Annotated in this window: 20 protein-coding genes; 17 read left to right on the forward strand and 3 right to left on the reverse strand. The window is 66.0% G+C overall.

The window, feature by feature from the left end:
• Positions 1 to 290: 290 nt before the first annotated feature.
• On the reverse strand, positions 291 to 1,082 hold the full coding sequence (gene fabI / locus MRBLMU1_RS26905; RefSeq protein WP_330919408.1) for an enoyl-ACP reductase FabI: 792 nt from the start codon (positions 1,080 to 1,082) through the stop codon (positions 291 to 293).
• A gap of 207 nt (positions 1,083 to 1,289) precedes the next feature.
• Positions 1,290 to 2,684: a transglycosylase SLT domain-containing protein gene (locus MRBLMU1_RS26910; protein ID WP_363508318.1), complete on the reverse strand. Its 1,395-nt coding sequence runs from the start codon at positions 2,682 to 2,684 to the stop codon at positions 1,290 to 1,292.
• Positions 2,685 to 2,911: 227 nt separating this feature from the next.
• On the opposite strand from MRBLMU1_RS26910, the gene MRBLMU1_RS26915 reads away from it, so the two are divergent.
• Both MRBLMU1_RS26915 and MRBLMU1_RS26920 read left to right on the forward strand, forming a co-directional pair.
• Entirely contained in the window at positions 2,912 to 3,466 is a 555-nt protein-coding gene (locus MRBLMU1_RS26915; protein WP_363508321.1) for a DUF1415 domain-containing protein, read from the forward strand.
• Positions 3,463 to 3,663: a DUF1289 domain-containing protein gene (locus MRBLMU1_RS26920; protein ID WP_363508324.1), complete on the forward strand. Its 201-nt coding sequence runs from the start codon at positions 3,463 to 3,465 to the stop codon at positions 3,661 to 3,663. Before MRBLMU1_RS26915 ends, MRBLMU1_RS26920 begins: the two co-directional genes overlap by 4 nt.
• Before the next feature lie 81 nt (positions 3,664 to 3,744).
• Here the strand turns inward: MRBLMU1_RS26920 and MRBLMU1_RS26925 are convergent, their stop codons facing one another.
• Positions 3,745 to 4,254, reverse strand: a complete 510-nt coding sequence (locus MRBLMU1_RS26925) for a DUF1993 domain-containing protein (protein WP_363508327.1) — start codon at positions 4,252 to 4,254, stop codon at positions 3,745 to 3,747.
• A gap of 182 nt (positions 4,255 to 4,436) precedes the next feature.
• On the opposite strand from MRBLMU1_RS26925, the gene MRBLMU1_RS26930 reads away from it, so the two are divergent.
• The 15 genes from MRBLMU1_RS26930 to MRBLMU1_RS27000 all read left to right on the forward strand — a co-directional run bounded on the left by MRBLMU1_RS26930 (position 4,437) and on the right by MRBLMU1_RS27000 (position 24,023).
• A complete protein-coding gene (locus MRBLMU1_RS26930; protein WP_363508330.1) occupies positions 4,437 to 7,607 on the forward strand; it encodes a bifunctional diguanylate cyclase/phosphodiesterase in 3,171 nt (1,056 codons plus the stop codon).
• A 57-nt stretch (positions 7,608 to 7,664) separates the two neighbouring features.
• The gene (locus MRBLMU1_RS26935) at positions 7,665 to 9,938 is read left to right on the forward strand and encodes a xanthine dehydrogenase family protein molybdopterin-binding subunit (protein ID WP_363508333.1); all 2,274 of its coding nucleotides are present in this window, start codon (positions 7,665 to 7,667) and stop codon (positions 9,936 to 9,938) included.
• Between the two features lie 9 nt (positions 9,939 to 9,947).
• Complete coding sequence (locus MRBLMU1_RS26940; RefSeq protein WP_363508336.1) at positions 9,948 to 10,940, forward strand: alpha/beta hydrolase family protein; 993 nt, start codon at positions 9,948 to 9,950, stop codon at positions 10,938 to 10,940.
• Between the two features lie 381 nt (positions 10,941 to 11,321).
• Positions 11,322 to 13,757 carry a TonB-dependent receptor gene (locus tag MRBLMU1_RS26945; RefSeq protein ID WP_363508339.1) on the forward strand — a complete coding sequence of 812 codons (2,436 nt, stop codon included), beginning with the start codon at positions 11,322 to 11,324 and terminating at the stop codon, positions 13,755 to 13,757.
• A 25-nt stretch (positions 13,758 to 13,782) separates the two neighbouring features.
• Positions 13,783 to 14,820 (forward strand): LacI family DNA-binding transcriptional regulator, encoded by a 1,038-nt coding sequence (locus tag MRBLMU1_RS26950; protein ID WP_315218455.1) that lies wholly within the window; start codon positions 13,783 to 13,785, stop codon positions 14,818 to 14,820.
• 39 nt (positions 14,821 to 14,859) lie between these two features.
• On the forward strand, positions 14,860 to 15,615 hold the full coding sequence (locus MRBLMU1_RS26955) for an SDR family NAD(P)-dependent oxidoreductase (RefSeq protein ID WP_363508343.1): 756 nt from the start codon (positions 14,860 to 14,862) through the stop codon (positions 15,613 to 15,615).
• An 18-nt stretch (positions 15,616 to 15,633) separates the two neighbouring features.
• The gene (locus tag MRBLMU1_RS26960; RefSeq protein WP_363508346.1) at positions 15,634 to 17,628 is read left to right on the forward strand and encodes a DUF4962 domain-containing protein; all 1,995 of its coding nucleotides are present in this window, start codon (positions 15,634 to 15,636) and stop codon (positions 17,626 to 17,628) included.
• 12 nt (positions 17,629 to 17,640) lie between these two features.
• Positions 17,641 to 18,585, forward strand: a complete 945-nt coding sequence (locus MRBLMU1_RS26965; RefSeq protein ID WP_363508349.1) for a sugar kinase — start codon at positions 17,641 to 17,643, stop codon at positions 18,583 to 18,585.
• 37 nt (positions 18,586 to 18,622) lie between these two features.
• Entirely contained in the window at positions 18,623 to 19,894 is a 1,272-nt protein-coding gene (locus MRBLMU1_RS26970; RefSeq protein ID WP_363508352.1) for an MFS transporter, read from the forward strand.
• Between the two features lie 13 nt (positions 19,895 to 19,907).
• Entirely contained in the window at positions 19,908 to 20,666 is a 759-nt protein-coding gene (locus tag MRBLMU1_RS26975) for a GDSL-type esterase/lipase family protein (protein ID WP_363508355.1), read from the forward strand.
• A gap of 86 nt (positions 20,667 to 20,752) precedes the next feature.
• Positions 20,753 to 21,433 carry a polysaccharide lyase family 7 protein gene (locus MRBLMU1_RS26980; protein ID WP_363508358.1) on the forward strand — a complete coding sequence of 227 codons (681 nt, stop codon included), beginning with the start codon at positions 20,753 to 20,755 and terminating at the stop codon, positions 21,431 to 21,433.
• Positions 21,430 to 22,155 carry a ribonuclease activity regulator RraA gene (locus tag MRBLMU1_RS26985; protein ID WP_363508360.1) on the forward strand — a complete coding sequence of 242 codons (726 nt, stop codon included), beginning with the start codon at positions 21,430 to 21,432 and terminating at the stop codon, positions 22,153 to 22,155. Before MRBLMU1_RS26980 ends, MRBLMU1_RS26985 begins: the two co-directional genes overlap by 4 nt.
• 90 nt (positions 22,156 to 22,245) lie before the next feature.
• Positions 22,246 to 22,362 (forward strand): DUF6404 family protein, encoded by a 117-nt coding sequence (locus MRBLMU1_RS26990; RefSeq protein WP_363508363.1) that lies wholly within the window; start codon positions 22,246 to 22,248, stop codon positions 22,360 to 22,362.
• A 9-nt stretch (positions 22,363 to 22,371) separates the two neighbouring features.
• Positions 22,372 to 22,857 (forward strand): hypothetical protein, encoded by a 486-nt coding sequence (locus MRBLMU1_RS26995; RefSeq protein WP_363508365.1) that lies wholly within the window; start codon positions 22,372 to 22,374, stop codon positions 22,855 to 22,857.
• 116 nt (positions 22,858 to 22,973) lie between these two features.
• Positions 22,974 to 24,023: an alpha/beta fold hydrolase gene (locus tag MRBLMU1_RS27000; protein WP_363508368.1), complete on the forward strand. Its 1,050-nt coding sequence runs from the start codon at positions 22,974 to 22,976 to the stop codon at positions 24,021 to 24,023.
• Positions 24,024 to 24,055 lie beyond the last annotated feature (32 nt).

Consider the following 24,055-nt stretch of genomic DNA (forward strand, 5'->3'; position numbering starts at 1 on the left):
GGCGGGAACCAAAGCGGCTTGCATCCTGATTGCATCAGTTGTTGCGCCAGGACATCTAAATATTGTCGTAAATGTCACTTCCGGGCCGGGAGGCCCACAAGACGGGAGGGTCATGCAAGACGGGAGGGTCAGGTCCGACATTCGGACATCGAGGAACTTTTTGAGGCCTAAAAGTTCCCCATTTGGGTCCCAATGTCCGAATGTCGGACCTGACCCCGGTTTTTTGGGGGGGCGGACGTGAAAACGCCCCGCGTGCGGGGCGTTTGGCTGCGGGGACCGCCGGGAAGGGCTTACAGGTAGTCTTCCGCGTTCAGGCCCATCACGTGCGAGAAGCCGCCATCGACGTAGGTGATCTCGCCGGTGATGCCCGAGGCCAGGTCCGACAGCATGAAGGCGGCCGTGTTGCCCACTTCCTCGATGGTGACGTTGCGGCGCAGCGGCGCGTGCGACGAGGCGAAGCCGAGCAGCTTGCCGAAGTCCTTGATGCCGGACGCGGCCAGGGTCTTGATCGGGCCGGCCGAGATGCCGTTGGCGCGGATGCCCAGCTTGCCCAGGTTCTCGGCCAGGTAGCGCACCGACGCCTCCAGCGAGGCCTTGGCCAGGCCCATGGTGTTGTAGTACGGAATGGCGCGCACGGCGCCCAGGTACGACAGGGTCAGCAGCGACGAGCCTTCCTTCAACAGCGGCAGCGCCGCCTTGGCCATGGCCGGGAAGCTGTAGGCCGAGATGTCGTGGGCGATGCGGAAGTTCTCGCGCGTCAGGCCGTCGAGGAAGTCGCCGGCGATCGCCTCGCGCGGCGCGAAGCCGATCGCGTGCACCAGGCCGTCGAGCTGCGGCCAGCTCTTGCCCAGGTCGGCGAACACGGCGGCGATCTGCTCGTCGCTCGAGACGTCGCAGTCGAACACCAGGGTGCTGTCGAATTCGGCGGCGAACTCGGTGATGCGGTCTTTAAAACGTTCGCCGACGTAGGTGAACGCCAGTTCGGCGCCTTCGCGGTGGCAAGCCTTGGCGATGCCGTAGGCGATGGAACGGTTCGACAGCAGACCGGTGATGAGGATTTTTTTGCCTTGCAAGAACGCCATGATGACTCCGATTGCGACTGCGCGCCGGCGCCGGCTCGGACAGCGGGCGGGGCGACGTCAGTGGGGGTTGTTTTTAGGGTGTGAGGCCGTTCGCCTGCCACGCAAGTGCGAGATTGTAGGACGTGTCAGCGTTGACTGCAACCTTTGATCGCCGCCGCCCCCGGCGCCATGCGGGCCGGCCGGCGGCGGCGGGAAGCCGGACCGGGGTCAGTTGCTGGTCTTGCGGCCCGATTTGCCCTTGGCCGCGTCGCGCGGCACGCGCGCCTTGACCAGCGACACCGGCCCGCCCTTGGTGGCCTTGGTGGCGCCGGCACGCTTGTAGCCCGACTTGGACACGGAACGCTCGGCCTCGAACGCCATCGTGGCGTTGTCGGCCACCTCGGGCGCGATGTCCAGGTAGGCCGAGGTCGACACCTTGGGCACCAGGATGGTCGAGCCGGCCTTGAGCATGGAGCGCTGCGGAATGTTGTTGGCCTGGCGTATCACTTCCGGCGTGGTGTGGAAGCGCGACGCCAGCGCGCCGATGCTCTCGCGCGCGCTGGTGATCTTGTGCGTGGTCCAGGTCGACAGATCCTTGCCCCATTGCGCCAGGTTCAGCTGGAACTTGGCGGCGTTTTCCTTGGGCAACAGGATCTTGGTCTGCTCGTCGCCGGTGATGACCGGGCGCTTGAACTGCGGATTGAGCGCCTTGAACTCGGCCACCGACAGCTCGGCCAGGTGGGCGGCGATGGTCAGGTCGATGTCGCTGGTCTTGTCGACGGCGGTGAAATACGGGGTGTTGTCGACCGGCGGCAGGGTCACGCCGAACTGGGTCGGGTTGCCGATGATGTTCTTGACGGCTTGCAATTTCGGCACGTATTCGCGCGTCTCGGTCGGCATCAGCTCCGACAGGCTCTGGAAGTCGGTCGGCTTGCCGGCGGCCTGGTTTTTGGCGATGGCGCGCTGCACCGAGCCCTCGCCCCAGTTGTAGGCGGCCAGCGCCAGTTGCCAGTCGCCGAACATGTCGTAGAGGCGCTGCAGATAGGTCAGCGCGGCGTCGGTCGAGGCCAGGATGCCGCGGCGCTCGTCCTTGAAGGCGTCCTGCTTGAGGTTGAAGTCGCGGCCGGTGCCGGGCACGAACTGCCACATGCCGGCGGCGTTGGCGTGCGACAGCGCCTCCGGGTTGAAGGCCGACTCGATGAACGGCAGCAAGGCCAGCTCGGTCGGCATGCCGCGCTTTTCGAGCTCGGTGACGACGTGGAACAGGTAGCGCGAGGCGCGCCCGGTGGTGATGGCCATGTGGTCGGGCCGGGCCGTGTACCACTTGGTGTGCTTGGCCACCAGGTCGTTGTTGAGGTCGGGAATGGCGTAGCCGCTGCGGATGCGGCCCCACACGTCCTTCTCGCGGAACGCGTCGTCCTCGGCCACTTTGGCCGGCTTGTTGATTTTCAGGGAGGACAGGTCGAGGGCGGGGGACTTCGGCAGGGCGGTCAGCGGCACGGGCGCCGACGGCGGCAGGCTGGCCGCCTCGTCGTAGGCGTGGCTGGCGGTCGGCGCCAGCAGCGCCAGCACGGTCGCCAGGGGCGCCGCCAGCGCGGCGCGTTTAGGAATTCGAGGATGCATAGTTTTCCATTGTTGTCGACTGTGAAACATCGAACCGACCATGAATAAACGTGGAGTGTACGAAGGTCGTCCTGATGAGTCAAGGATTATGTCAGGCATGTGACCTTTATTTTATGCAACAGTTCCCGGCATATAAGGCGCAGATGCCGGCAAATTGCGCGGAGTATGAGATGGCGCAAAGAATGCGTACAATTCCCCCTTTAAGAGAGTCTTCAAGGAATCGCATCATGAGTAGTAGCGCCCACGACGCCGTCGTCGCAAAAACCGTCGACTGGCTGGAGAAGGCCGTCATCGGCCTGAACCTGTGTCCGTTCGCCAAGGCCGTCCACGTCAAGGGACAGATCCGTTACGTGGTGTCGGACGCCGACACGCCGGAGGCCCTGCTGGAAAAGCTGATGGAGGAGCTGCAATACTTGGCCGACGCCGACCCGGAGCAGGTCGACACGACCCTGCTGATCCACCCCAACGTGCTGGGCGACTTCGAGGACTACAACGAGTTCCTCGACGTGGCCGACGCCGCGCTGGAGGACTTGCAGCTCGACGGCGAGCTGCAGGTGGCCAGCTTCCACCCGGACTACCAGTTCGCCGACACGCACCGGAACGACATCGAGAACTACACCAACCGCTCGCCGTACCCGACCTTGCACCTGCTGCGCGAGGACAGCGTCGAGCGCGCCGTCGAGGCGTTCCCGGAGGCGTCCGACATTTTCGAGAAGAACATCGCCACCTTGCGCGCGCTCGGGCACGACGCCTGGGACAAGTTGCTGCAGGTGAAGGGATGAGCGAAGGCAAGGGCGACCCGCCGGTGCGGCCGGACACACCGTGCGTGGCCGTGTGTTCGACCACGTTCGACGAGATCTGCCGCGGCTGCGGACGCAGCGTGGTGGAGGTGGCGCACTGGGTGTCGATGAGCGCCGAGCAGAAGGAGCTGGTGTGGCAGCGCATCCTGGCGCAGGGCTACCCGCGCCGGAATAAGTAAAAGTAAACACGCATGGCCGATTACGCTGCGCTAATCCGCCCTACGTGGTTCAGACGACGCCGGGGTCCCCGGCCGTATCGATCAATATGTACCGATGAAATTCTTCTTGCCGATGTCCAGGCCGTTGTGGCGCAGGATGTCGTAGGCGGTGGTGGCGTGGAAGAAGAAGTGCGGCAGCGCGTAGTGGAACAAATACGTCTGGCCGGTGAAATGCTTGGTCTTCTCGCCGCTGCCGGTGGTGATGGCGCGTCCCTCGCTGCCCTCGATGGCCGCCTGCGGCACGCCGTCGATGTAGGCCAAGGTCTTGACGATGCGCGCCTTCAGGTCGGCGAAAGTGACCTCGGTGTCCTCGTACGACGGCACGTCCAGGCCGCCCAGGCGCGCGGCCGCGCCCTTGGCGAAGTCGCAGGCGATCTGGATCTGGCGCGTGAACGGCAACATGTCCGGGAACAGACGGAACTGCAGCAGCGCGGCCGGCTCGATCTTTTTCTCGGTGGCATGGGCCTCGGCCTTGTCCAGGATGGCCAGCAGGCTGTTGAGGATCTGCTTGAACACGGGAATCGAGGCGGAATACATGGAAAAAGTGGTCATGGCGGTGTCCTATGTGGAATCTATGTGGAAATTGAGCCGCGATAATAGCCCGCCCCGAGGTTTTTTGCTTGGTGTGTGACTTGCAGGGCAATTTTCCGTGCATAATTCCACTAAGTAATTTTGTAACATGACCCCGACGACGATGCGACCTTTCCCCCTGCCGCGATTTTGTTCGCCCCTCGATGACTAGCGTGATCCACCGTCTGCGGACCAGGCTGGGGGCGCTGTACGGGCTGTCGATCTACGGCGCCTTGCTGCTGGTCGTGTTCGGCGGGCTGGTGATCCCGGCCATCATCGGCAGTTATTTGCTCATCGGCGTGCACGAGCAGCAGTCGGCGCGCGTGGCGCTCGACGAGTCGCTCCAGCGCAACGCCGACATCCTGGCGCTGGGCATGCAGGAATCGCTGTGGAACATGAACTCCGAGTCGGCCCATTCGCTGGTCGAATCGGTCATGCGCGACCGCTCGGTGCTGCAGGTGCAGGTGGTCGGCCAGGCCGACGCCCAGTTCATCCACGTGCACTCGCCGCGCCGCGCGGCCGGCAACGTCTACCGCGCCGAGCGCGAGATCCTGGTGCGCGGCGAGAAGATCGGCCGCATCATGGTCGAGATGGACGACGCCCGCAGCCAGCAGGAACTGCGCGAAAAACAATGGTCCTACGTGTTCGTGCTGGCCGCGCAACTGACCGTGTCGCTGCTGCTGATCGTGTTGTTCCTCAATTCCCGCCTGATCAAGCCGCTGCGCAAGCTGATGGGCTTTTCCGACCGCCTCTCGCGCGGCGACTTCGAGACCCGGCTCGACCTGTCCGGCAGCGACGAGCTGGGCCGCCTGGCCATGCAGCTCGAGCAGATGCGGGTGGCCATCAAGCGGCTGTTCGAGGACGTCGGCCAGCGCGAGGAGCGCTTCCGCACCATCGTCACGCAGGTGCCGGGGGCGGTGTTCCGCTTCCGCCCGGACGGGCCGATCGAGTTCGTCTCGGACGCCATCGAGGACATCTCCGGCTACCCGGCCGCGCAGTTTATGCGCGGCAACACCGATGCCTGGACCAATCTGATCGCGCCGCAGGACCGCAAGCGCCACCGCCGCACGATCACGCAGGCGCTCGGCGACGGCCTGCCGTACGAGGTCGAATACCGCATCGTCGACGCCGCCGGCACCGAGCGCTGGCTGGCCGAGAACGGCCAGCCGCAGCCGCGCGGCGCCGACGGCAACTCGCCCTGGGTCGACGGCATCATCTCCGACATCAGCCAGCGCAAGCACAACGAGATGCGCATCGAGGGCCTGCTGGCCGAGCAGAGCGCCATCCTCGACAACGTCATGTTCGGCGTCATGTTCGTGCGCAACCGGCACATCGTCTCGGTCAACCGCCGCTGCGAGGAGCTGTTCGGCTACGAGCCGGGCGCGATGACGGGCGCCTCGACGGCCATCCTGTTCCCCGACTCGTTCGACTTCGAGGCGGCCGGCGCGCGCCAGTACCCGTCCTTGGCCGAGGGCGACTACTTCAACGAGGAGCGCAACTACCGGCGCGGCGACGGCAGCATGTTCTGGTGCATGGTCAGCGGCTACGCGCTCGACCGCCACCGCGCCAACGAGGGCAGCATCTGGGTCTACGCCGACATCACCGCCCGCAAGGAGGCCGAGGAGAAGCTGCGCCTGTCGGCCACCGTCATCGAGCACATCGCCGATGGCGTGGTGGTGCTCGACAAGGAAGGCACCATCGTCGCCATCAACCCGGCCTTCACCCAGATCACCGGCTACTCGGAGGCCGAGGCGCTGGGCCGGCACTACACGTTGACGCGCTCGGGCCGCCACGAGCAGCAGTTCTACGACGCGATGTGGCAGGAGCAGGTCGACACCGGCTTCTGGCGCGGCGAGCTGTGGAGCCAGCGCAAGAACGGCGAGCTGTACCTGGAATGGCTGACGGTGAGCGCGGTGCGCGACAGCCGCGGCGTGGGCACGCACTACGTCGGCGTATTCAGCGACATCACCAAGGCCAAGGAGTCGCAGGAAAAGCTCGACCACCTGGCCCACCACGACCCGTTGACGGCGCTGCCGAACCGGCTGCTGTTCCACGACCGCCTGCAGCACGCGCTGCTGCGCGCGGCGCGCGACGGCGAGCAGCTGGCGTTGCTGTTCATCGATCTGGACCGGTTTAAAAACGTCAACGACACCTTGGGCCACCACATCGGCGACGAGCTGCTCAAGCAGGTCGCCAACGCGCTGCTCGAGCGCCTGCGCGAGGGCGACACCCTGGCGCGCCTGGGCGGCGACGAATTCATCGTACTGCTCGAGGACATCGACAACCAGTTCGGCGCCAGCCAGGTGGCCGAAAAACTGGTGCAGATGTTCGACCAGCCGTTCATGGTGGCCGGCCACGAATTGTTCGTCACCTGCAGCGTGGGCATCAGCCTGTTCCCGGACGACGCCACCGACCTCAACATGCTGATCCGCAACGCCGACGTGGCCATGTACCAGGCCAAGGCGCGCGGACGCAACGGCTACAGCTTCTACGCGCCGTCGATGACGGGCGAGGGGGTCGAGCGCCTGCGCCTGGAGACCTTCCTGCGCCGCTCGATCGAGAAGGACGAGATCTTCCTCAACTACCAGCCGCAGGTGGAGATCGACAGCGGGCGCCTGGTCGGGGTCGAGGCGCTGGTGCGCTGGAACCACCCGGAGCTGGGCCTGATCCCGCCGATCCGCTTCATCCCGCTGGCCGAGGACACCGGCTTCATCAATCAGCTGGGCAAGTGGGTGCTGCACGAGGCCTGCCGCCAGATGGTGCGCTGGCAGGAGGCCGGCCTGCACGTGCCCAAGATCGCCGTCAACCTGTCGGCCAAGCAGTTCGAGCGCGGCAGCATCGTCAACATGGTGGCCGACATCCTGCGCGAGACGGGACTGGAGCCTCAGCGCCTGCAACTGGAAGTGACCGAATCGGTGATCATGAACACCGGCGACGCCATGGTCTTCATCAACGACCTGCACTCGATCGGCGTCGGCCTGGCGATCGACGATTTCGGCACCGGCTATTCGTCGCTGGCGTATCTGAAGCAGCTGCCGGTGCAGACGCTCAAGATCGACCGCTCCTTCATCAAGGACATCTCGACCGACGCCAACGACGAGGCGATCGCCATCGCCATCATCCAGCTGGGCAAGAGCATGAACCTGTCGGTCATCGCCGAGGGCGTGGAAACCGAGGAGCAGGCCGCCTTCCTGCTGCGCCACGGCTGCCACCTGGCCCAGGGCTACTTCTACAGCAAACCGCTGGCCGCCGCCGACATGCTGGCGCGCTGGCAGCCTGAGACGGCCAACCCGCACGGCCAAGCGGGGACGTACCCGTTCGGGTACGTCCCCTAAGTGGCGCGGCGGGCGTATCGCCAAAGGGAAGTTGGGTTAACAAAGTTAGGAGAGCACATGTCCGTAGCAAAGAACCGCTCCCGCCGCCGCTTCCTGTTCGGCGGCGTGGCGGCCGTTGGCGCCCTGGTGGTCGGCTGGGGCGTGCTGCCGGCGCGCCAGCGCCTCGACAGCGCCCACCCGCTGCCGCTGACGGGCGGCGCGCTGGCGCTCAACGGCTGGGTGGGCGTGGCGCCGGATGGCACCGTCACCGTCGCCATGCCGCGCAGCGAGATGGGGCAGGGCGTGCACACGGCGCTGCCGATGCTGGTGGCCGAGGAGATGGACGTGCCGCTGTCGGCCGTCCGCCTGGTGCAGGCGCCGATGGATAAAATCTTCGGCAACGTCGCCATGCTGCGCGATGGCCTGCCGTTCCATCCCGACGATGACGGCCGCCTGAAGGCGGTCGCGCAATGGACCGTCGGCAAGGTCGCGCGCGAGCTGGGGCTGGTCATCACCGGCGGCTCGTCGAGCGTCAAGGACGCGTGGGGGCCGATGCGCGAGGCCGGCGCCACGGCGCGCGCGATGCTGGTGGCCGCCGCCGCCGAGCTATGGAAGGTGCGCGCCGCGGACTGCCGCACCGAGGACGGCCACGTGGTGCACGCCGACGGCCGGCGCCTCGCGTACGGTTCGCTGGCCGCGGCGGCGGCCACCTCGCGGCCCGGCGAGGTGCGCCTCAAGACGCCGCAGGAATTCCGCCTGATCGGCCGCCCGCAGCCGCGCCGCGACACCCCGGCCAAGGTCAACGGGCGCGCCGTGTTCGGCATCGACGTGCGGCCCGAAGGCATGTTGTACGCGGCCGTGCGCATGTCGCCGGTGATCGGCGGCGCCGTCGCCGGTGCCGATACGAACGCGGTGCTGACGATGCCGGGCGTGCTGCGCGTGGTCGATTTTTCGGCCGCGCTCGGGCCGCACGCGGGCGCCGGCGCCGGCCTCGCGGTGGTGGCGAAGACTTATTGGCAGGCGAAGACCGCCGCGCAAGCCTTGCCGGTGCGCTGGACCGGCGGTCCGCATGCGGGCCTGTCCAGCGCCGGCGTCTACGCCCAATTCGCGGCCCTGCTGGACAAGGAATCCGGCTACGCCTACCACCAGAGCGGCGACATGGACGCCGTCGAGGGACAGGTCGCCGGCATCGCCAGGACCGTCAGCGCCGAGTACCGCGCCCCGTATCTGGCGCATGCCGCCATGGAGCCGGTCAACTGCACCGCGCAGATCAAGGATGGCAAGGTCTATGTCTGGGCGCCGACGCAGTCGCCGGGCTTCGCGGTGCAAGCGGCGGCCACCGCCGGCGGGGTGGAAGTGGAGAACGTGGTGCTGCAGGTGACGATGCTGGGCGGCGGCTTCGGGCGCCGGCTCGACGTCGACATGGTCGCGCAGTGCGTGGCGGTGGCCCGCCAGTGCGGCGGCGCGCCGGTGCAGATGATCTGGTCGCGCGAGGACGACACCACCCACGACGTGTATCGTCCGGCCGCGCTGGCGCGCTTCGTCGCCACCCTGGACGCGGCGGGCAATGTGCTGGGCTACGACAACAAGTCCGCCAGCGGCTCGGTGTCGCACCAGTTCTTCAAGCGCAACCTGGGCCTGCCGGCCGGCGGCCCTGACAAGACCACCGCCGAAGGCGAATTCGATATGCAGTACGAGTTTGTCAACCAGCGCATCCGCCACGTGATCGTCGACAGCCCGGTGCCGCTGGGTTACTGGCGCTCGGTCGGGCATTCGCACAACGCCTTCTTCAAGGAGAGCTTCATCGACGAGCTGGCGCACGCCGCCGGCAAGGACGGCGTCGAGTTCCGGCGCGGCCTGCTGAAGCGCCACCCGCGCCATCTGGCGGTGCTCGACGCCGCCGTCGCCAGGGCCGGCGCCGCGCCCGAGGGCCGCGCGCACGGCGTGGCGCTGCATCAGTCGTTCGGCACCATCGTCGCGCAAGTAGCCGAGGTCACGGTCGAGGGCACGGAGATCCGTGTGCACCGGGTGGTCTGCGCCATCGACTGCGGCATCGCCGTCAACCCCAACATCATCGCCCAGCAGGCCGAATCGGGCGTGGTGTTCGGCCTGTCGGCGGCGCTGTACGGCGCGGTGACGATCAAGGACGGCAAGGTCGAGCAAACCAACTTCCACGACTACCCGGTCGCACGGATGAACCAGGCCCCGGTCGTCGAAACGATTATCATGCCGAGTGCGGAACACCCGGAAGGCATGGGCGAGCCGGCCACGCCGCCGATCGCGCCGGCGGTGGCCAACGCCGTATTCAAATTAACCGGCAAGCGCTTGCGCAGCCTGCCGTTGACGTTATAGGAGAGTTGGATGAAGAGTGTTTTATTGTTGGGAGCATGCTTGGTATCGGCGCTGGCCGGTGCCGCCGAGGTGACGGAAACCGGCGGCTTCACCGTCGGCACGACCGAGGTGGTGGGCTACCGTTTGAGCCAGGAGGGCGCGCCCGACGTCGAGTACTTCATCTCCAAGACCAGGGAACCGGCGCCGCTGGTGCTGCTGATCCAGGGCTCCGGCTGCGCGCCGGTGTTCAGCGGGTTGGACACCTTGCGCCGCTCGTCCAACGTGTTCGGCTACATCGATCTGGCGCAGCAGGGCAAATACGCGGTCATGGTCGTCAACAAGCCGTACGCGCCGAAGGAAGCGCCGGCCGGTGGCGGCATCATCGCGTGCCCGACCGAATTCAATGACTACTTCACCTTGGAGAACTGGGTGCGCGATCTGGGGCGGGCCTACGACCACGCCGCACAGCAGCCGTGGGTGCGCGCCGGCTCGTCGCTGGTGCTGGGCGTGTCGGAAGGCGCCACCGCCGCCGCCGGCCTGGCCGAAAAGGAAGGGCGCGTGACCGACGTCGCCATCGTCTCCGGCAGCGGCCCGTCGCAGTACTACGACTTCGTCGCCGGCGCCTATGCCGCCGGGGGCGGCGACGTGGTGATCAAGCGCCGCCTCGACGAACTGGAGGCGACGCGCCAGAAGATCGCCGCCGACCCGGACAATGCCAAGGTGCTGGCCTGGGGCCACCCGTACAAGCGCTGGACCAGCTTCTTCCGCGCGTCGTCGACGCAGTCGCTGTTGAAATCGCAGGCGCGGGTCTACATCGTCGGCGGCATGAAGGACACCAGCGTGCCCATCATGTCGGGCGAAGCGATGGCAGCCGAACTGCTGGGCGCCGGCCACGACGTGACCATGCGGCGCCTCCCCAACGCCGGCCACAACCTGCTGCCGGCCGGCGCGCCAGCCGGCAATATGTGGCCAGAGTACCAGCGCATCGTCGAATGGTACGCGCGCGGCAAGTCCCCGCAGTGACCGCGGCGTAAAGCAACCCCAACAATCGCCGAGCACCCGCTCGGCGAAAAAATGTTGACATCGGCGGCCGTTCGTTTATTCTTACTGCATCGTTACAGTAAATCGTTACAGTGATTCGCTGGCGAAGCTGTTGGCCACGGAAGCCCGGAACACGTTGAGACACGTAGGGCGGATTAGCGCAGCGTAATCGGCCATGCATGGGCCGCCGACAACTCACGCATGGCCGATTACGGCGTTCCGCCTAATCCGCCCTACGTGTTTCAGAAACGAGCATCAGTAGCGTAAAAACGGGGGTTTCACCCCCATCTTTTTTACCGGGTTACTGTAACGTTACAGTAAACCGTTGCAGTACGAACAAGATAACTATAAGATACGGAGACAATGATGACTGGACCAACCATGCCCGGCGCCGCGCGCTGCCGGCCCACCCCGATCGCCTCAGCCGTGGCGCTGCTGTTGATCGGCGCCTTCCCAGCGCAGGCGCAGCAGTCCGGCGTCGCGCCGGATCCGGCCGCCCAGCCCAAACTGGAATCGGTGGTGGTGACCGCCAACCGCCGCATTGAAAAACTGGAAGACGTGCCCGCCTCGATCTCGGTGCTGGGCGAGGAATACATGCAACGCAACAACGTGCGCGAATTGGTCGACATCATCAACCTGTCGCCGGCGCTGTCGGTGTCGGTCGGCACGCAGGTCGGCACCAACAGCATCAACATGCGCGGCATCGGCACTACCTCGAACAACCTCGGCATCGAGGGCGACGTCGCCATCATGGTCGACGACATCCCCTACGCGCAAACCCAGCAAGCGTTCCGCGACATGTCCGACATGGCCCGCGTCGAGGTGCTCAAGGGACCGCAAAGCACCCTGTTCGGCAAGAGTGCGATCGCCGGCGCGGTGGTGATGACCACCAAGCCGATCGGCGCCGGGCCGATGCAGACAAAGGTGAGCCTGTACCACACCAGCGACCAGGAATACCGCGCCTCGGCCTCGCTCAGCGGCCGGCTGTCGGACACGGTCGGCCTGCGCCTGTACGCCAGCAAGACCAACTTCCCCGGCCTGCTGCACAACCTGACCAACGATTCGATGCAAAACGGCTCGGGCGGCAAGACCTTCATGGCCAAGCTGCAGTGGAAGATCTCGCCGGACCTCGACGTGCTGATCACGCCGCGCTACGACCACTCCCGCGCGACCGGCAACACGGAGGCCATCACTTCGATCGGCGAGGGCGTCGGCTACCTGTACAACCGCAGGTACACCGCGCTGTCGAACACCGAGGTGCTGCGCGGCATCAACGTCAGCCGCTGGAACCGCCAGATCCGCAACGACTCGCCGACCGGCCTGGACGCCACCGACCGCGCCATCGGCGTGCGCGTCAACTATGCCTTCCCGGACAGCTCGCCGCTGGCCGGCCACGCGCTGACCTCGATCACGTCGGTCGACAACAACCTGTCCAACGATTTCCGCGACAACGACAACATCGACCTGATTTCCACCTTCTACCAGGTCGACGCCAGCGGCAAGCCGTCCGGCATCGCCGAGCCGCCGATGATCAACGGCACCATCGCCAGCAAGACGTCGACCCAGGAATTCCGCCTGACGTCGCCGGACGGCGGTGCCTTCCGCTACCTGGTCGGCGTGTGGATCGCGCGCAACTCGCTGTACCGCACCTACCTGCGCGGCAACGCCTTCGTCAAGGAAAGCAACTACACCAACTACGACACCAACTCGGGCAGCCTGACGCACGCGCTCTACGCCAACACCAACTGGGACTTCGCGCCGAAGCAGAGCCTGAGCGCCGGCCTGCGCTTCAACCGCGAGGCCAACGATTACCTGTTCCACACCATCGACAGCCTGTCGTCGAGCGCGCCGGACAACGTGCACACCGGCGAGCACCTGTACATCGCGCCGCAAAACAAGGAAAACGCCGTCACCGGCAAACTCGGCTACACCTACCATCTGAACGACGAGATGATGGTGTACGGCACCACCTCCACCGGCCACAAGGGCGTGGCCTACGACATGACCAGCGGCGCCAACAACGTCAACGTGTTTTCCCGCCTGCCGCTGGCGCCGGAGAAGGCCACCAGTTTCGAGGCCGGCTTCAAGGCCAACCTGTGGAACAACCGCGCCACCTTCAACGCGGCTATCTTCCAGACCCGCTTCCGCGACTACCAGACCTCGGCCACCGAACGCTTCACCGACGGCAGCCAGGCCAGCGTGTTGTACAGCATTCCATCGCTGCAAACGCGCGGCTTCGAGGCCGACGCCACGGTGCTGGCCACGCGCGCCTTGCTGCTCAACGCCAGCTTCGCCTATACGCGCGCCGTGGTGCGCGACTGGAACCAGGGGCCGTGCTACAGCGGCGCCACCGATTGCACCATTCCCAACGAGCTGGTGCCCGGATCGTTCCTGCGCGACGCCAGCGGCGGCATGATGCCCAACGCGCCCAAATGGAAGCTGAGCATGGGCGGCGAATACACGCTGCCGCGCCTGGCCGGGTTGCCGGTTATCGCCGCGATCAACGCCCAGTGGCGCACGCAGTCGACGGTGCAGGGCGCGATCAGCCAGGACCCGTCGCTGGTGCGGCCCGGCTATGGTATTTTCGATCTCGGCGCCTCGTTCAAGGACGTCAAGGGACTCTATAAACTGTCGATCGGCGTGAAAAACCTGTTCGACCACCATTACGAAGCCGGCAGCAGCGGCTCCTTCCTCAATTTCAAGCGGGCCGGCGGCGGCCCCGACATCCGGTCCTACGGCTGGAAGCCGGCCCGCGACGCGTTCCGCTACGCCACGATCCGTCTGGATATGGCGTTCTGAGCGCATAACACTTAACAAGGACATCATGAGCGAATCAAAGATTCAGGACGTAGCGAGACTGGCCGGCGTATCGACCACCAGCGTCTCGAATTTTCTGAACAACCGTATGGGGCAGATGCGGCCCGATACCCAGCGCAAGATCCAGCAGGCGATCGAGCAGCTGGGCTACCGGCCCAACAACGCCGCGCGCCAGTTGAAGACCGGGGTCGCCTCCATGGTCGGCCTGCTGGTGCCGTCGCTGGCCAATCAGTTCTTCGGTTCGCTGGCCTGCGCGGTGGAGACGGCCGCCGCGCGCCACCATTGCCACGTGATGACCTTCAGCACCTTCCGCGATCCCGAGCGCGAGCGCGCCGTCATGGCCGATCTGCTGGCCTATGGCGCGCAGGGCATCATCACCGGCTCCGCGCTCAACGACACCGGCCACCTGGTCGGCATGACGGCGCGCTGCCCGGTGGTGGCGTTCGACATCAAGCGCTCCGACGACAGCCACGAGCGCATCACCACGATCTCGGTCGACAACGTCGCCGCCACCACCATGGCGGTCGAGCATCTGGTGGCCTTGGGCCACCGCGCCATTGCGCTGGTGACGCCGCCGCCATACACCCTGAACCGCCAGGACCGCGTCAAGGGCTTCGAGCAGGCGGTGGCGGCGGCCGGCATCAGCGGCGAGCTGGTGATCGCCGACGCCACCGACGCCCCGGCCGACCTGCACGGCGACACCCGGCTGTTCGAGCTGGGACGCAGCGCGGCGGCGCTGTTGCTGGCGGCCCGCAGTAAGCCGACGGCGGCGATCGCCATCAACGACATGATGGCGATCGGCATCGGCATCGGCCTCAAGCAGCTCGGCAAACGGCTGCCGCAGGATTTCTCGCTGATCGGCATCGACGATATTTTCTTCTCCGCCGCCAACGATCCGCCATTGACGACGTTGCGCCAGCCGATCCAGGCCATGGCCGACGCCGCCGTCCAGCGCATCCTGGCGCCGGGCGCGGCCAGCGTCGGCGGCGAATTGTTCGCGCCGGAGCTGATCGTGCGGGCGTCGACCGCGGCGCCACCCACGTAAGCATTCACCACCCAACCACTCACTAGAAAGAACATCGCCATGGAACTTATCGGAAAACGCGCCCTCGTCATGGGCGGCGCCTCGGGCATTGGTAAAGCCAGCTCGCTGGCGCTGGCGCAGGCCGGCGCCGACGTCGTGCTGACCTATTGGAGCAGCGCCGACGAGGCGCAGGACGTGGTGGCGCAGATCCGCGCGCTCGGCCGCCAGGCCCAGGCGATCAAGGCCGACCTGACCGACGGCGCCGTCGCCGAGCGGGTGTTCGCCGAAGCGGAAGGCGCCATCGGCGAGATCGACATCCTGTTCGCCAACATCGGCGGCTTGATCCAGCGCTGCCGCGTGGCGGACATGCCGCTGACCTTGTGGAACGAGGCCATGAACCTCAACCTCACCAGCACCTTCCTGATCTGCCAGGCGGCGCTCAAGCGCATGGAGCCGCGCGGACGCGGCGCCATCATCACCATGTCGTCGCTGGCCGCGTTCGACGGTGGCGGCCCCGGCTCGGCGCACTACGCCGCGTCCAAGGCGGCCGTCGCCACCTTCACCCGCGCGCTGGCCAAGGAGGTCGGCCCGCTGGGCATCCGCGTCAACGGCGTCTCGCCGGGGCTGATCGCCACGCGCTTCCACGACACCTTCAACACCCCGGCCAACCGCCAGGCGATTGCCGAGCGCACGCCGGCCCGGCGCGAAGGCGCGCCCGAGGACGTGGCCAACGTGGTCGTGTTCCTGGCGTCCGAGCGCGCCGCCTTCCTGGCCGGCGAGATCGTCCAGGTCAACGGTGGCCTCGGCCTCTACTGATCCCTTTCGGAGCAATCGATGAACCACACCTTCTCACGGCGCCGTTTCCTCGGTGCCGCGGCCCTCTCTTTGCCGGCGTTTTCGTTGCAGGATGCGTTGGCGCAGGACGCGCTCGAATCGCTGGGCACGATGCAGCGCAAGGCGGGCGCCGGTCCGCATCCGCTGGAAACGTTGATGAAGGCGCATCCGGCGGCCTTGCGCGCGGAACTGCGCGGCGTCCATCCGCGCGTCTACACCACCAAGGCCGGCCTGGCCGCGTTGCGCCAGCGCGCACAAGGCAGCGAGCGCGCCGCGTGGCAGAAGGCGCTGGCCGGCCTGACCGCGCTGCGCACCGCGCCTGCCGCCGCGCCCGCGCAAAAGCGCCGCGCGCAGAACAACACCGCCATCGGCATCATCGGCGCCGCGCTGGCCTACCAGATCGAAGGCGACGCCAAATACCTGGAAGCGGCCAAGCGCTACATGGACGCGGCGGTCAGCTACGAGGTGTGGGGCTACACCTACAGCAAGCCGGACATCGATCTCGCCGCCGGCCACCTGCTGTACGGCCTGGGCGCAGGCTACGACCTTCTGTACGACGCGCTGACGGAGGAGGAACGTAAACGCTATCGCGACAAACTCATACGCCAGGCGACGATACTGGCCAAGCACTTCACGCCCAAGCCGGGCAAATCGTATTCGTACAGTCAGAACCACTGCTTCATCCCGATCGCCGGGCTGGCGGTGGCCGCCTATGCGGTCTGGGACGACACGCCCGAAGCGGCCAACTGGGCGGCGCTGTCGCGCGCCATCTTCAGCCGCGTACTGGAAGTGGCGTCGCCGGACGGTTACTTCTACGAGGGCGTGGAATACTGGATCTTCTCGATGCCGTGGATTATCCACGCGCTCGACGCCTTCGCCCACGCCGCCGGCGACGATATGTACGACACGCCGGCCTTGAGCAAGGCGCACCTGTACATGGCCCACTCGATCACGCCCAACGGCCAGGACATCTACGACTTCGGCGACGCCTTCGAAGGCGCCATCACCCGCTCGCGCGTCGGCGAGGAACCGGCCCGCACGCACCCCGGCGGCAAGCTCAATTCCAACTACAACATCCTGTACCGGCTGGCCGCGCGCTTCAACAGCCAGGACGCGCAAGGCGTGGCCGACTGGATGGCATCGCTGGGCCACGTCTGCGCAGAAGACTTCTGGACCTTGCTGTGGCGCGATCCGGCGCTGAAATCGACGCCGATGTCGGCGCTCGCGCCGCATCATCACTTCGACGACCTGGGCACGGTCTACTGGCGCAGCGACTGGACGCCGAAGGCCACCGCCTTCGCCTTCCGCGCCGGGCCGCCGGAGGGCCACCACGTCGCCGCCATCCTCGACAAGCTGCCGGACTGGCATCTGGAGATGGGCCACGCCCATCCGGATGCCGGCAGCTTCATCCTGTACGGCGGCGGCACTTATCTCACCGGCCCGATGGGCTACGCCGGCATCCCCAAGAGCGACCTGAGCAACACCTTGCTGATCGACGGCCAGGGCCAGGCCAACGAAGGGGGAGGGCACGACGCCTTCCGCGGCTACCCGTACGCGCGGCTCGACGCCATCCGCATCGCCAGCGCAAAGCTGGAGAGCGGCCGGGCCGACATCGTCGCCGAATTGGCCGGCGCCTACCGCCCGGAACTCGGCGTGGAAAAGCTGGAGCGCCGCTTCAGGTATGAGGGCGGCGTCTGGACCGTGACCGACACGCTGCGCGCCAGCAAACCGGTGGTGCTGACGGCGCTGGTGCACGGCGATCGCGCCATCACCAAGACCGGCGCACGCAGCTTCGTCGTCGCCGGCACGCCCAAGTCGCTCAAGGTGGCCGTGGCGACGACCACCGCGCGCGCCGAGATCGCGCCAGGCGTGCTGGTGGCGGCCGGCCCGCCGGGCAATGTCGACAAGGGGCCGAGGGAGGAACGCGGCACCGTGTTGAAGCTGTCGCTGCCGGCCGCCAAGGACGCCACCTTGACCACAACCCTCACGTTCTGAAGAGGTCAACGCATGGGAATACCCGATGTCGTAACCGTGGGCGAGGCGATGGCCCTGATGATCGCCCGCGAGCCAGGGCCGCTGGAGGCGGTGCGCGAGTTCGAACGCGCCACCGCCGGCGCCGAGCTGAATGTGGCGGTGGGGCTGAGCCGGCTGGGCTTCAAGGTCGGGTATCTGAGCCGGCTGGGGCAGGACAGCCTGGGCCGGCACCTGCGCGCGTTCATGGAGGCCGAGGGGCTGGACCTGCGCCACCTGCGCATGGATGAAGACGGCCCGACCGGCTTCATGCTCAAGCAGATGGCGGAGGACGGCGCCGATCCGCAGGTCGAGTATTTCCGGCGCGGTTCGGCCGCCAGCCGGCTGTCGCCCTTGGACCTGCCGGAGCAGGGTGGCGACTTCCAGCGCGCGCGGGTGCTGCACCTGACCGGCATCTCGCCAGCGCTGTCGGCCGGCTGCCGCGAGCTGGTGCTGGCCATGGCAAGGCAGGCGCGGGCCGACGGACGCCTGGTCTGCTTCGATCCCAACCTGCGGCCGCGCCTGTGGCGTTCACCGGCGGAGATGATCGCCACCGTCAACGCGCTTGCCAGCCAGGCCGACGTTGTCATGCCCGGTATGGCGGAGGGGCGGTTGCTGACCGGCCGGCAGGACGCCGCCGACATCGCGGCGTACTACCTCGAAAGGGGCGCAGGCCGGGTGGTCGTCAAGCTCGGGCCGGAGGGCGCCTACGTTGCCGACTCGGACGGCCGCGCCGACCTGGTGCCCGGCCGGCCGGTGCGCACGGTGGTCGACACGGTCGGCGCCGGCGACGGCTTCGCGGTCGGCGTCATCAGCGCGCTGCTCGACGGCTTGCCGCTGCACCAGGCGGCCGCGCGCGGCAACGCGATCGGCGCGCGCGTGGTGCAATTTCGCGGCGACTGCGAGGGCCTGCCGACGCGTGCCCAATTAGCGGCGGCCTGACAAACCACCGCAACAAAAAAATAATGGAGACAATTGCATGACAACTATCAAAGGTTTGCGCTGGCTGGTCATCACGCTGGTGGCCATCGCCACCATCATCAACTACATCGACCGCTCGGCGCTGGCGGTGATGTGGCCCGGCATCGCGTCCGAGCTGGGCATGGACAAGCGCGACTACGCCAATATCGTCACCGTGTTTTTGATCGGCTACGCCATCGGCCAGTCGCTGTTCGGCAAACTGTTCGACGCGCTCGGCACCCGGATCGGCTTCCTGCTATCGATCCTGGTCTGGTCGGGCGCCATCGCGCTGCACTTCGTGGCGCGCTCGGCGATGTCGTTCGGCCTGTTCCGCGTGCTGCTGGGCGTGGGCGAGGCCGGCAACTGGCCCGGCGCCACCAAGGCCATCGCCGAATGGTTCCCGGTGCGCGAGCGGGCGCTGGGGCAGGGCATTTTCGGCGCCGGCGCCTCGCTGGGATCGGTGATCGCGCCGCCGCTGGTGGCCTTCCTGTACGCCTACGTGGGCTGGAAAACCACCTTTCTGCTGATCGGTTCACTGGGCTTCCTGTGGATCGTGCCATGGCTGATCGTCTACAAATCCGGGCCGGGCACCCATCCATGGGTCAGCACCGAGGAGCGCGACTACATCCTCACCGGCCAGCGTGCCGGCATGGCTGCGGCGCAGGACGACTATGTGCCGACCCTGGGCCAGTTGCTGCGCCATCGCCAGAGCTGGAGCGTGATCGCCGCACGCTTCTTCATTGACCCGGTGTGGTGGCTGTTCGTCAGCTGGCTGCCGCTGTACCTGAACGAGCGCTTCCACTTCGACGTCAAGGAAATCGGCATGTTCGCCTGGGTGCCGTATGTGGGCGCGGCGGTCGGCGCCTTGTCCGGTGGCTGGTTCTGCGGTAACCTGCTGGCGCGCGGTTGGTCGGTCAACCGCGCGCGCAAGTTCGTCATCGGATTGGGCCTGGTGATCATGTTCCCGGCGTTGCTGCTGAGCGCGGCGGCCGAAACCCCGCTGCTGGCCGTGCTGTCGATCGGCGTGATCTTGTTCGGCTTCCAGGCCGCCATCACCAATATCCAGACCTTGCCGAGCGATTTCTTCTCGGGCAGGACGGTCGGCTCCCTGGCCGGCCTGAGCGGCACCTCGGCGGTGCTCGGCGTGATCATCTGCATGCAGCTGGTGCCGGTGTTGACGACCGGCGGCGACTACACCCCGTTCTTCATCCTTGGCGCGTTGCTGCTGCCGCTGGTTTTCCTATCGATCTGGCTGGGCGGCCCTGTGGTGCGCGTGCAGCCGAAACACTAACCCGGAGACATGCATGAAAACTTCGATTTACATCAGAATGCTGCTGGCCGCGCTGTTGACCGTCGGCCAGGTTGGCGCGCACGCCGCCGGCGCCAAGGCCAGCGCCTCGGAGGCCGTCGAGAAGCAGGACAATGGCGTGTTCCTCAAGAAGCACGAGGCCATCCTCGCGCGCGGCAAGAGCGGGCCGGTCGGCCTGCTGTTCCTTGGGGATTCCATCACCGAGCGCTGGCGTATTGCGCCGGAAATATGGGACAAGTACTACGGCGCCCACCAGCCGGCCAACTTCGGCATCGGCGGCGACCGCACGCAGCACGTCATCTGGCGCATCGAGCACGGCGAACTCGACGGGCTCTCGCCCAAGGTCACGGTGCTGATGCTGGGCACCAATAACAGCCTCGATTACACGGCGGAGGAAATCGCCGCCGCCGACCGCAAGATCGTCGGCATGATACGCGCCAGGCTGCCCGAGACGAAGATCCTGGTGCTGGGCATCTTCCCGCGCGGCCCGCGCGAACGCGACGGATCGCCGGTGACCGAAAAGAGCGTCGCCGAGGCGGCCAAGCGGATGCAAACCATCGACGCCGTCAACCGCGATCTGGCCGGGCTGGACGATGGCAGGACGATTCGCTTCCTGAATATTAATTCCGTGTTCCTGGACAAGGATGGTCGCATTCCGTCGGCCATCATGCCCGATCAGCTGCACCCCGGACCCGCCGGTTACCAATTGTGGGCCGACGCCATGCAACCACTACTTGAAGGAATGTTGAAATGATCTCTGCCATCCGATACGCCGCAGTAGCCTTGCTCGCAGCCGCACTGTCACCAGCCGGCGCGCAAGGGTTTACGCCAGAAGCTACCTTGCAACGCCTGTTCGCGCTTGAGGGTAATTCGCCTTACCCGTCGCCGTACGCCGGCACGCTCAACTTCAGCGCCTTCGAGTCGAAGTACGCCTCGCCCAACGGCCACGGCTATCGCAACGAATTGAAGGTCGCCAACAGCGAGCGCCTGAGCCTCGCAGACACGCGCGAACACTTCGCCGCACGCATCACGGCCACTTTGCCAAACGTCGCCAAGACCATCGTCGCCCAGTACCACGTCGAGGGACTCGACACGATACTCAAGGTGTACGTGCAGGACACCGCAGACAAGCAGGGGCTTGACGGCAAGACCGGCAACGGCGTGTTCGACATCCTGGTGCGCATCCTTGGCGTCGACGGCAAGGAAGCGACGACCGCGCTGGGCACGGTGCGTTCCGGCGAGAGCTTCGATCTCGATATCGTGTTTAATGCCGGCCAGGCGCAGGTCACCGCGCGCACAGCCACCGGCGGCACGATCAAGACGCCGCTCACGAGCATCCGGCCCGACACGCGCAAGATCTACTTCAAGTTCGGCGACTACCTGCAGGCGCGCGACCCGGTCACAGGCGAACACACCTCGAGCCCGGAAAAATGGGATGCATACTACCGCCAGAACAATATCAACAGTAGCCACGTGCGCTTTAGCCACACCATCTTCGAACGCAATGGAGCGCAGCCATGACCACCCCTGTCTCCGCAGAAACGTTGGCGACGTTGAAAACGATCGCCACCTCCACCATCACCACGCTGCTTTACAAGCGCGGGTTCCGTAACGTGTTCATCCAGGGCGCGCGGCCGTTGAAACCGGGCCAGCGCCTCGCGGGTCCGGCGTTCACCTTGCGCTATATCCCGGCGCGCGAGGACCTCGACGGGCTCGACGCCTTTCTCGATCCACGTCACCCGCAGCGGGTGGCGGTGGAGGAAATCCCGGCCGGTGCGGTGCTGGTGATGGATTGCCGGGGCGACGTCACGGTCGCGGCGGCCGGCAGTATCCTCGCCACGCGCATGCAGGTGCGCGGCGTGGCCGGCATCGTCGCCGACGGCGGCTTGCGAGACGCCAGCGGCATCGCCAGGCTGGAGATACCGGCCTGGTGCTCGGGGCCGTCGGCGCCGACCAATCTGATCCGGCATCACGCGCTCGACCTGAACGCCCCCATAGGCTGTGGCGGGGTGGCCGTCTACCCGGGCGACATCATGGTCGGCGACGACGACGGCGTGGTGTGCATTCCGTCCCATCTGGCGGAGGAGATCGCGCGCGACGCGGTGCCGATGGAGCGCTACGAGGACTTCGTGCTGGAGCGGGTGCGCGGCGGCGCCAGCATCACCGGGCTGTACCCGCTCACCCAGCCGGAGAACCGGGCGCTGTTCGAAGCGTGGCTGGAGCGCCAGCATGCCGGGAAATAGTGGCTTGCAATCGGTAATGGTGACAAAGTGCGTATTTTGGTGGCGTCTTGGTCGGGTATAGTTTTTCATCTGAACAATATTGTCATTAACATGAGCTTCGAATCCCGCCGCACGAAAGCATTGGAACTGTTGAAAGCCACCGACATGTGGCCCAGCAACCACGAGCCGCCGATCTTGCGGGCCTCGTGGAAACTGGAACGGAAGTAAGTGGGGGAGATGAAATCCACCTTCAGCGTGGGCGAGCGCAGAAGAATCTCATCCGGTATTTCCTTACTAATCAATAAGGTTTTTCCGCTCGTCTGGTTTGGTATTTGGTCGGTTTTCTTCGTCTTCTTTATTTTTTCGGCGGAAAAGCAGAACACCGGTTGGTTGATGCTGGTTGTGCTGTTCGTCCTGGGTATGTTGGCGCAGTTTGCGATCAACCGGCTCACCGAGGAAGTCTTCCTTGTGGATGATTCGCTGATATTGGTTCAGGCGGGGACGGAAGAATTTGTATCGTTGACGAGAATCGACAGCGTCGAGGTAGTGAATGGCGAAGGCCTGAGTGTGGTGCTCCAGCTGTGCGACGTGAGCAAGTTCGGCCAACGAATCGAGTTCGTCCCCGCAACCGGATTCTTCTTCAATCCATTTAAGGAGGTTCCGGTGGTCGATGAGTTGAGAGTGCGGATAGCGGCGGCGAAGGCGCGCGCGACCAGCATCTAGTAAGCCCGCGTCGATTATATTATCGGCTTGACGCTCATCCGCGCATGGGTGCCCTTGTTGCCTTGTCAGTGGAGAATTGGATGTCCTGTCGCCCGAGGGTTATACCCGCCTTACTATTGCTCATTCTCTCCCAGGCGGCGGGACAGGCGACGGCCGCTACCAGCGCCGATGCGCCCGCGTTCGGGCTTCTGCCCGACACCGTTTGCACCGCAGCCGGCAAAGCCGTCGATGAAAAGGGCTTTGTCCGCATCGGCGGCATAGAGCAGTGGGTGAGGATCAAGGGCGCCAGTTGCGCCAAGCCCGTGATCGTGGTCGTCCACGGCGGCCCCGGCAATCCCAATACCCCCTTCGCCGATAACCTCTTCAAGGCTTGGGAGAAGGACTACACCGTGGTCCAATGGGACCAGCGTGGCGCCGGCATGACCTTCGGCCGCAACCCGGTGACGGACGACGAGCCGCTGGTTCCGGAGCGCCTGCGCGACGATGGCGTCGAGGTGGCGCGGTACGCGGCGAAGCGCTTCGGCAAGCGCAAGGTGATCCTGATGGGCGGATCGTGGGGCTCGGTGATCGGGACGTACATGGCCAAGTCCAATCCCGAGCTGTTCTGCGCTTACGTCAGCACCTCGCAGGTGGTGAACCGGTCCGGCGAGCGCGCCAGCTACGAGGCCACGCTGGCGCTGGCGCGCGCCGCCAATGACGCCGACTCGGTGGCCAAGCTGGAAGCGCTCGGCCCGCCGCCATGGACCAATCCCCGCAACCTCGGCATCCTGCGCCGCGTAATGCGCAAGCATGAGGCGCTGCGCACCGAGCCGGCGCCGAAGGCGTGGTGGGTTTTCTCGCCGGAGTACACGACCGCCAAGGCGGAGGCCGACTACACGGCGGGCGAGGATTACTCCTGGCTGCAATACGTCGGCATGAAAGGCGACGGGATCGCCTCGAAGATCGATCTCTACAAGCTTGGGCCTAAGTTCGGCGTGCCTTTCTACATGTTGCAGGGCCAGGAGGATCTCCTGACGATGCCGGAGCCGAGCAAGCGGTACTTCGACTTCATCGAGGCGCCGGGCAAAGAATTCGTACTGATGCCGCGCGTGGGACATGATCCGAACCAGCTGATGTTGGATGCGCAATACAGGTTGCTGAGGGAGCGGGTTGAGGATTGTCGGTGAGCACGGGTAGGTTTTGGTGTGCCAGCCCGGGT

Source organism: Burkholderia sp. LMU1-1-1.1 (genome assembly GCF_040675865.1).
Classification (GTDB): domain Bacteria; phylum Pseudomonadota; class Gammaproteobacteria; order Burkholderiales; family Burkholderiaceae_D; genus Rugamonas.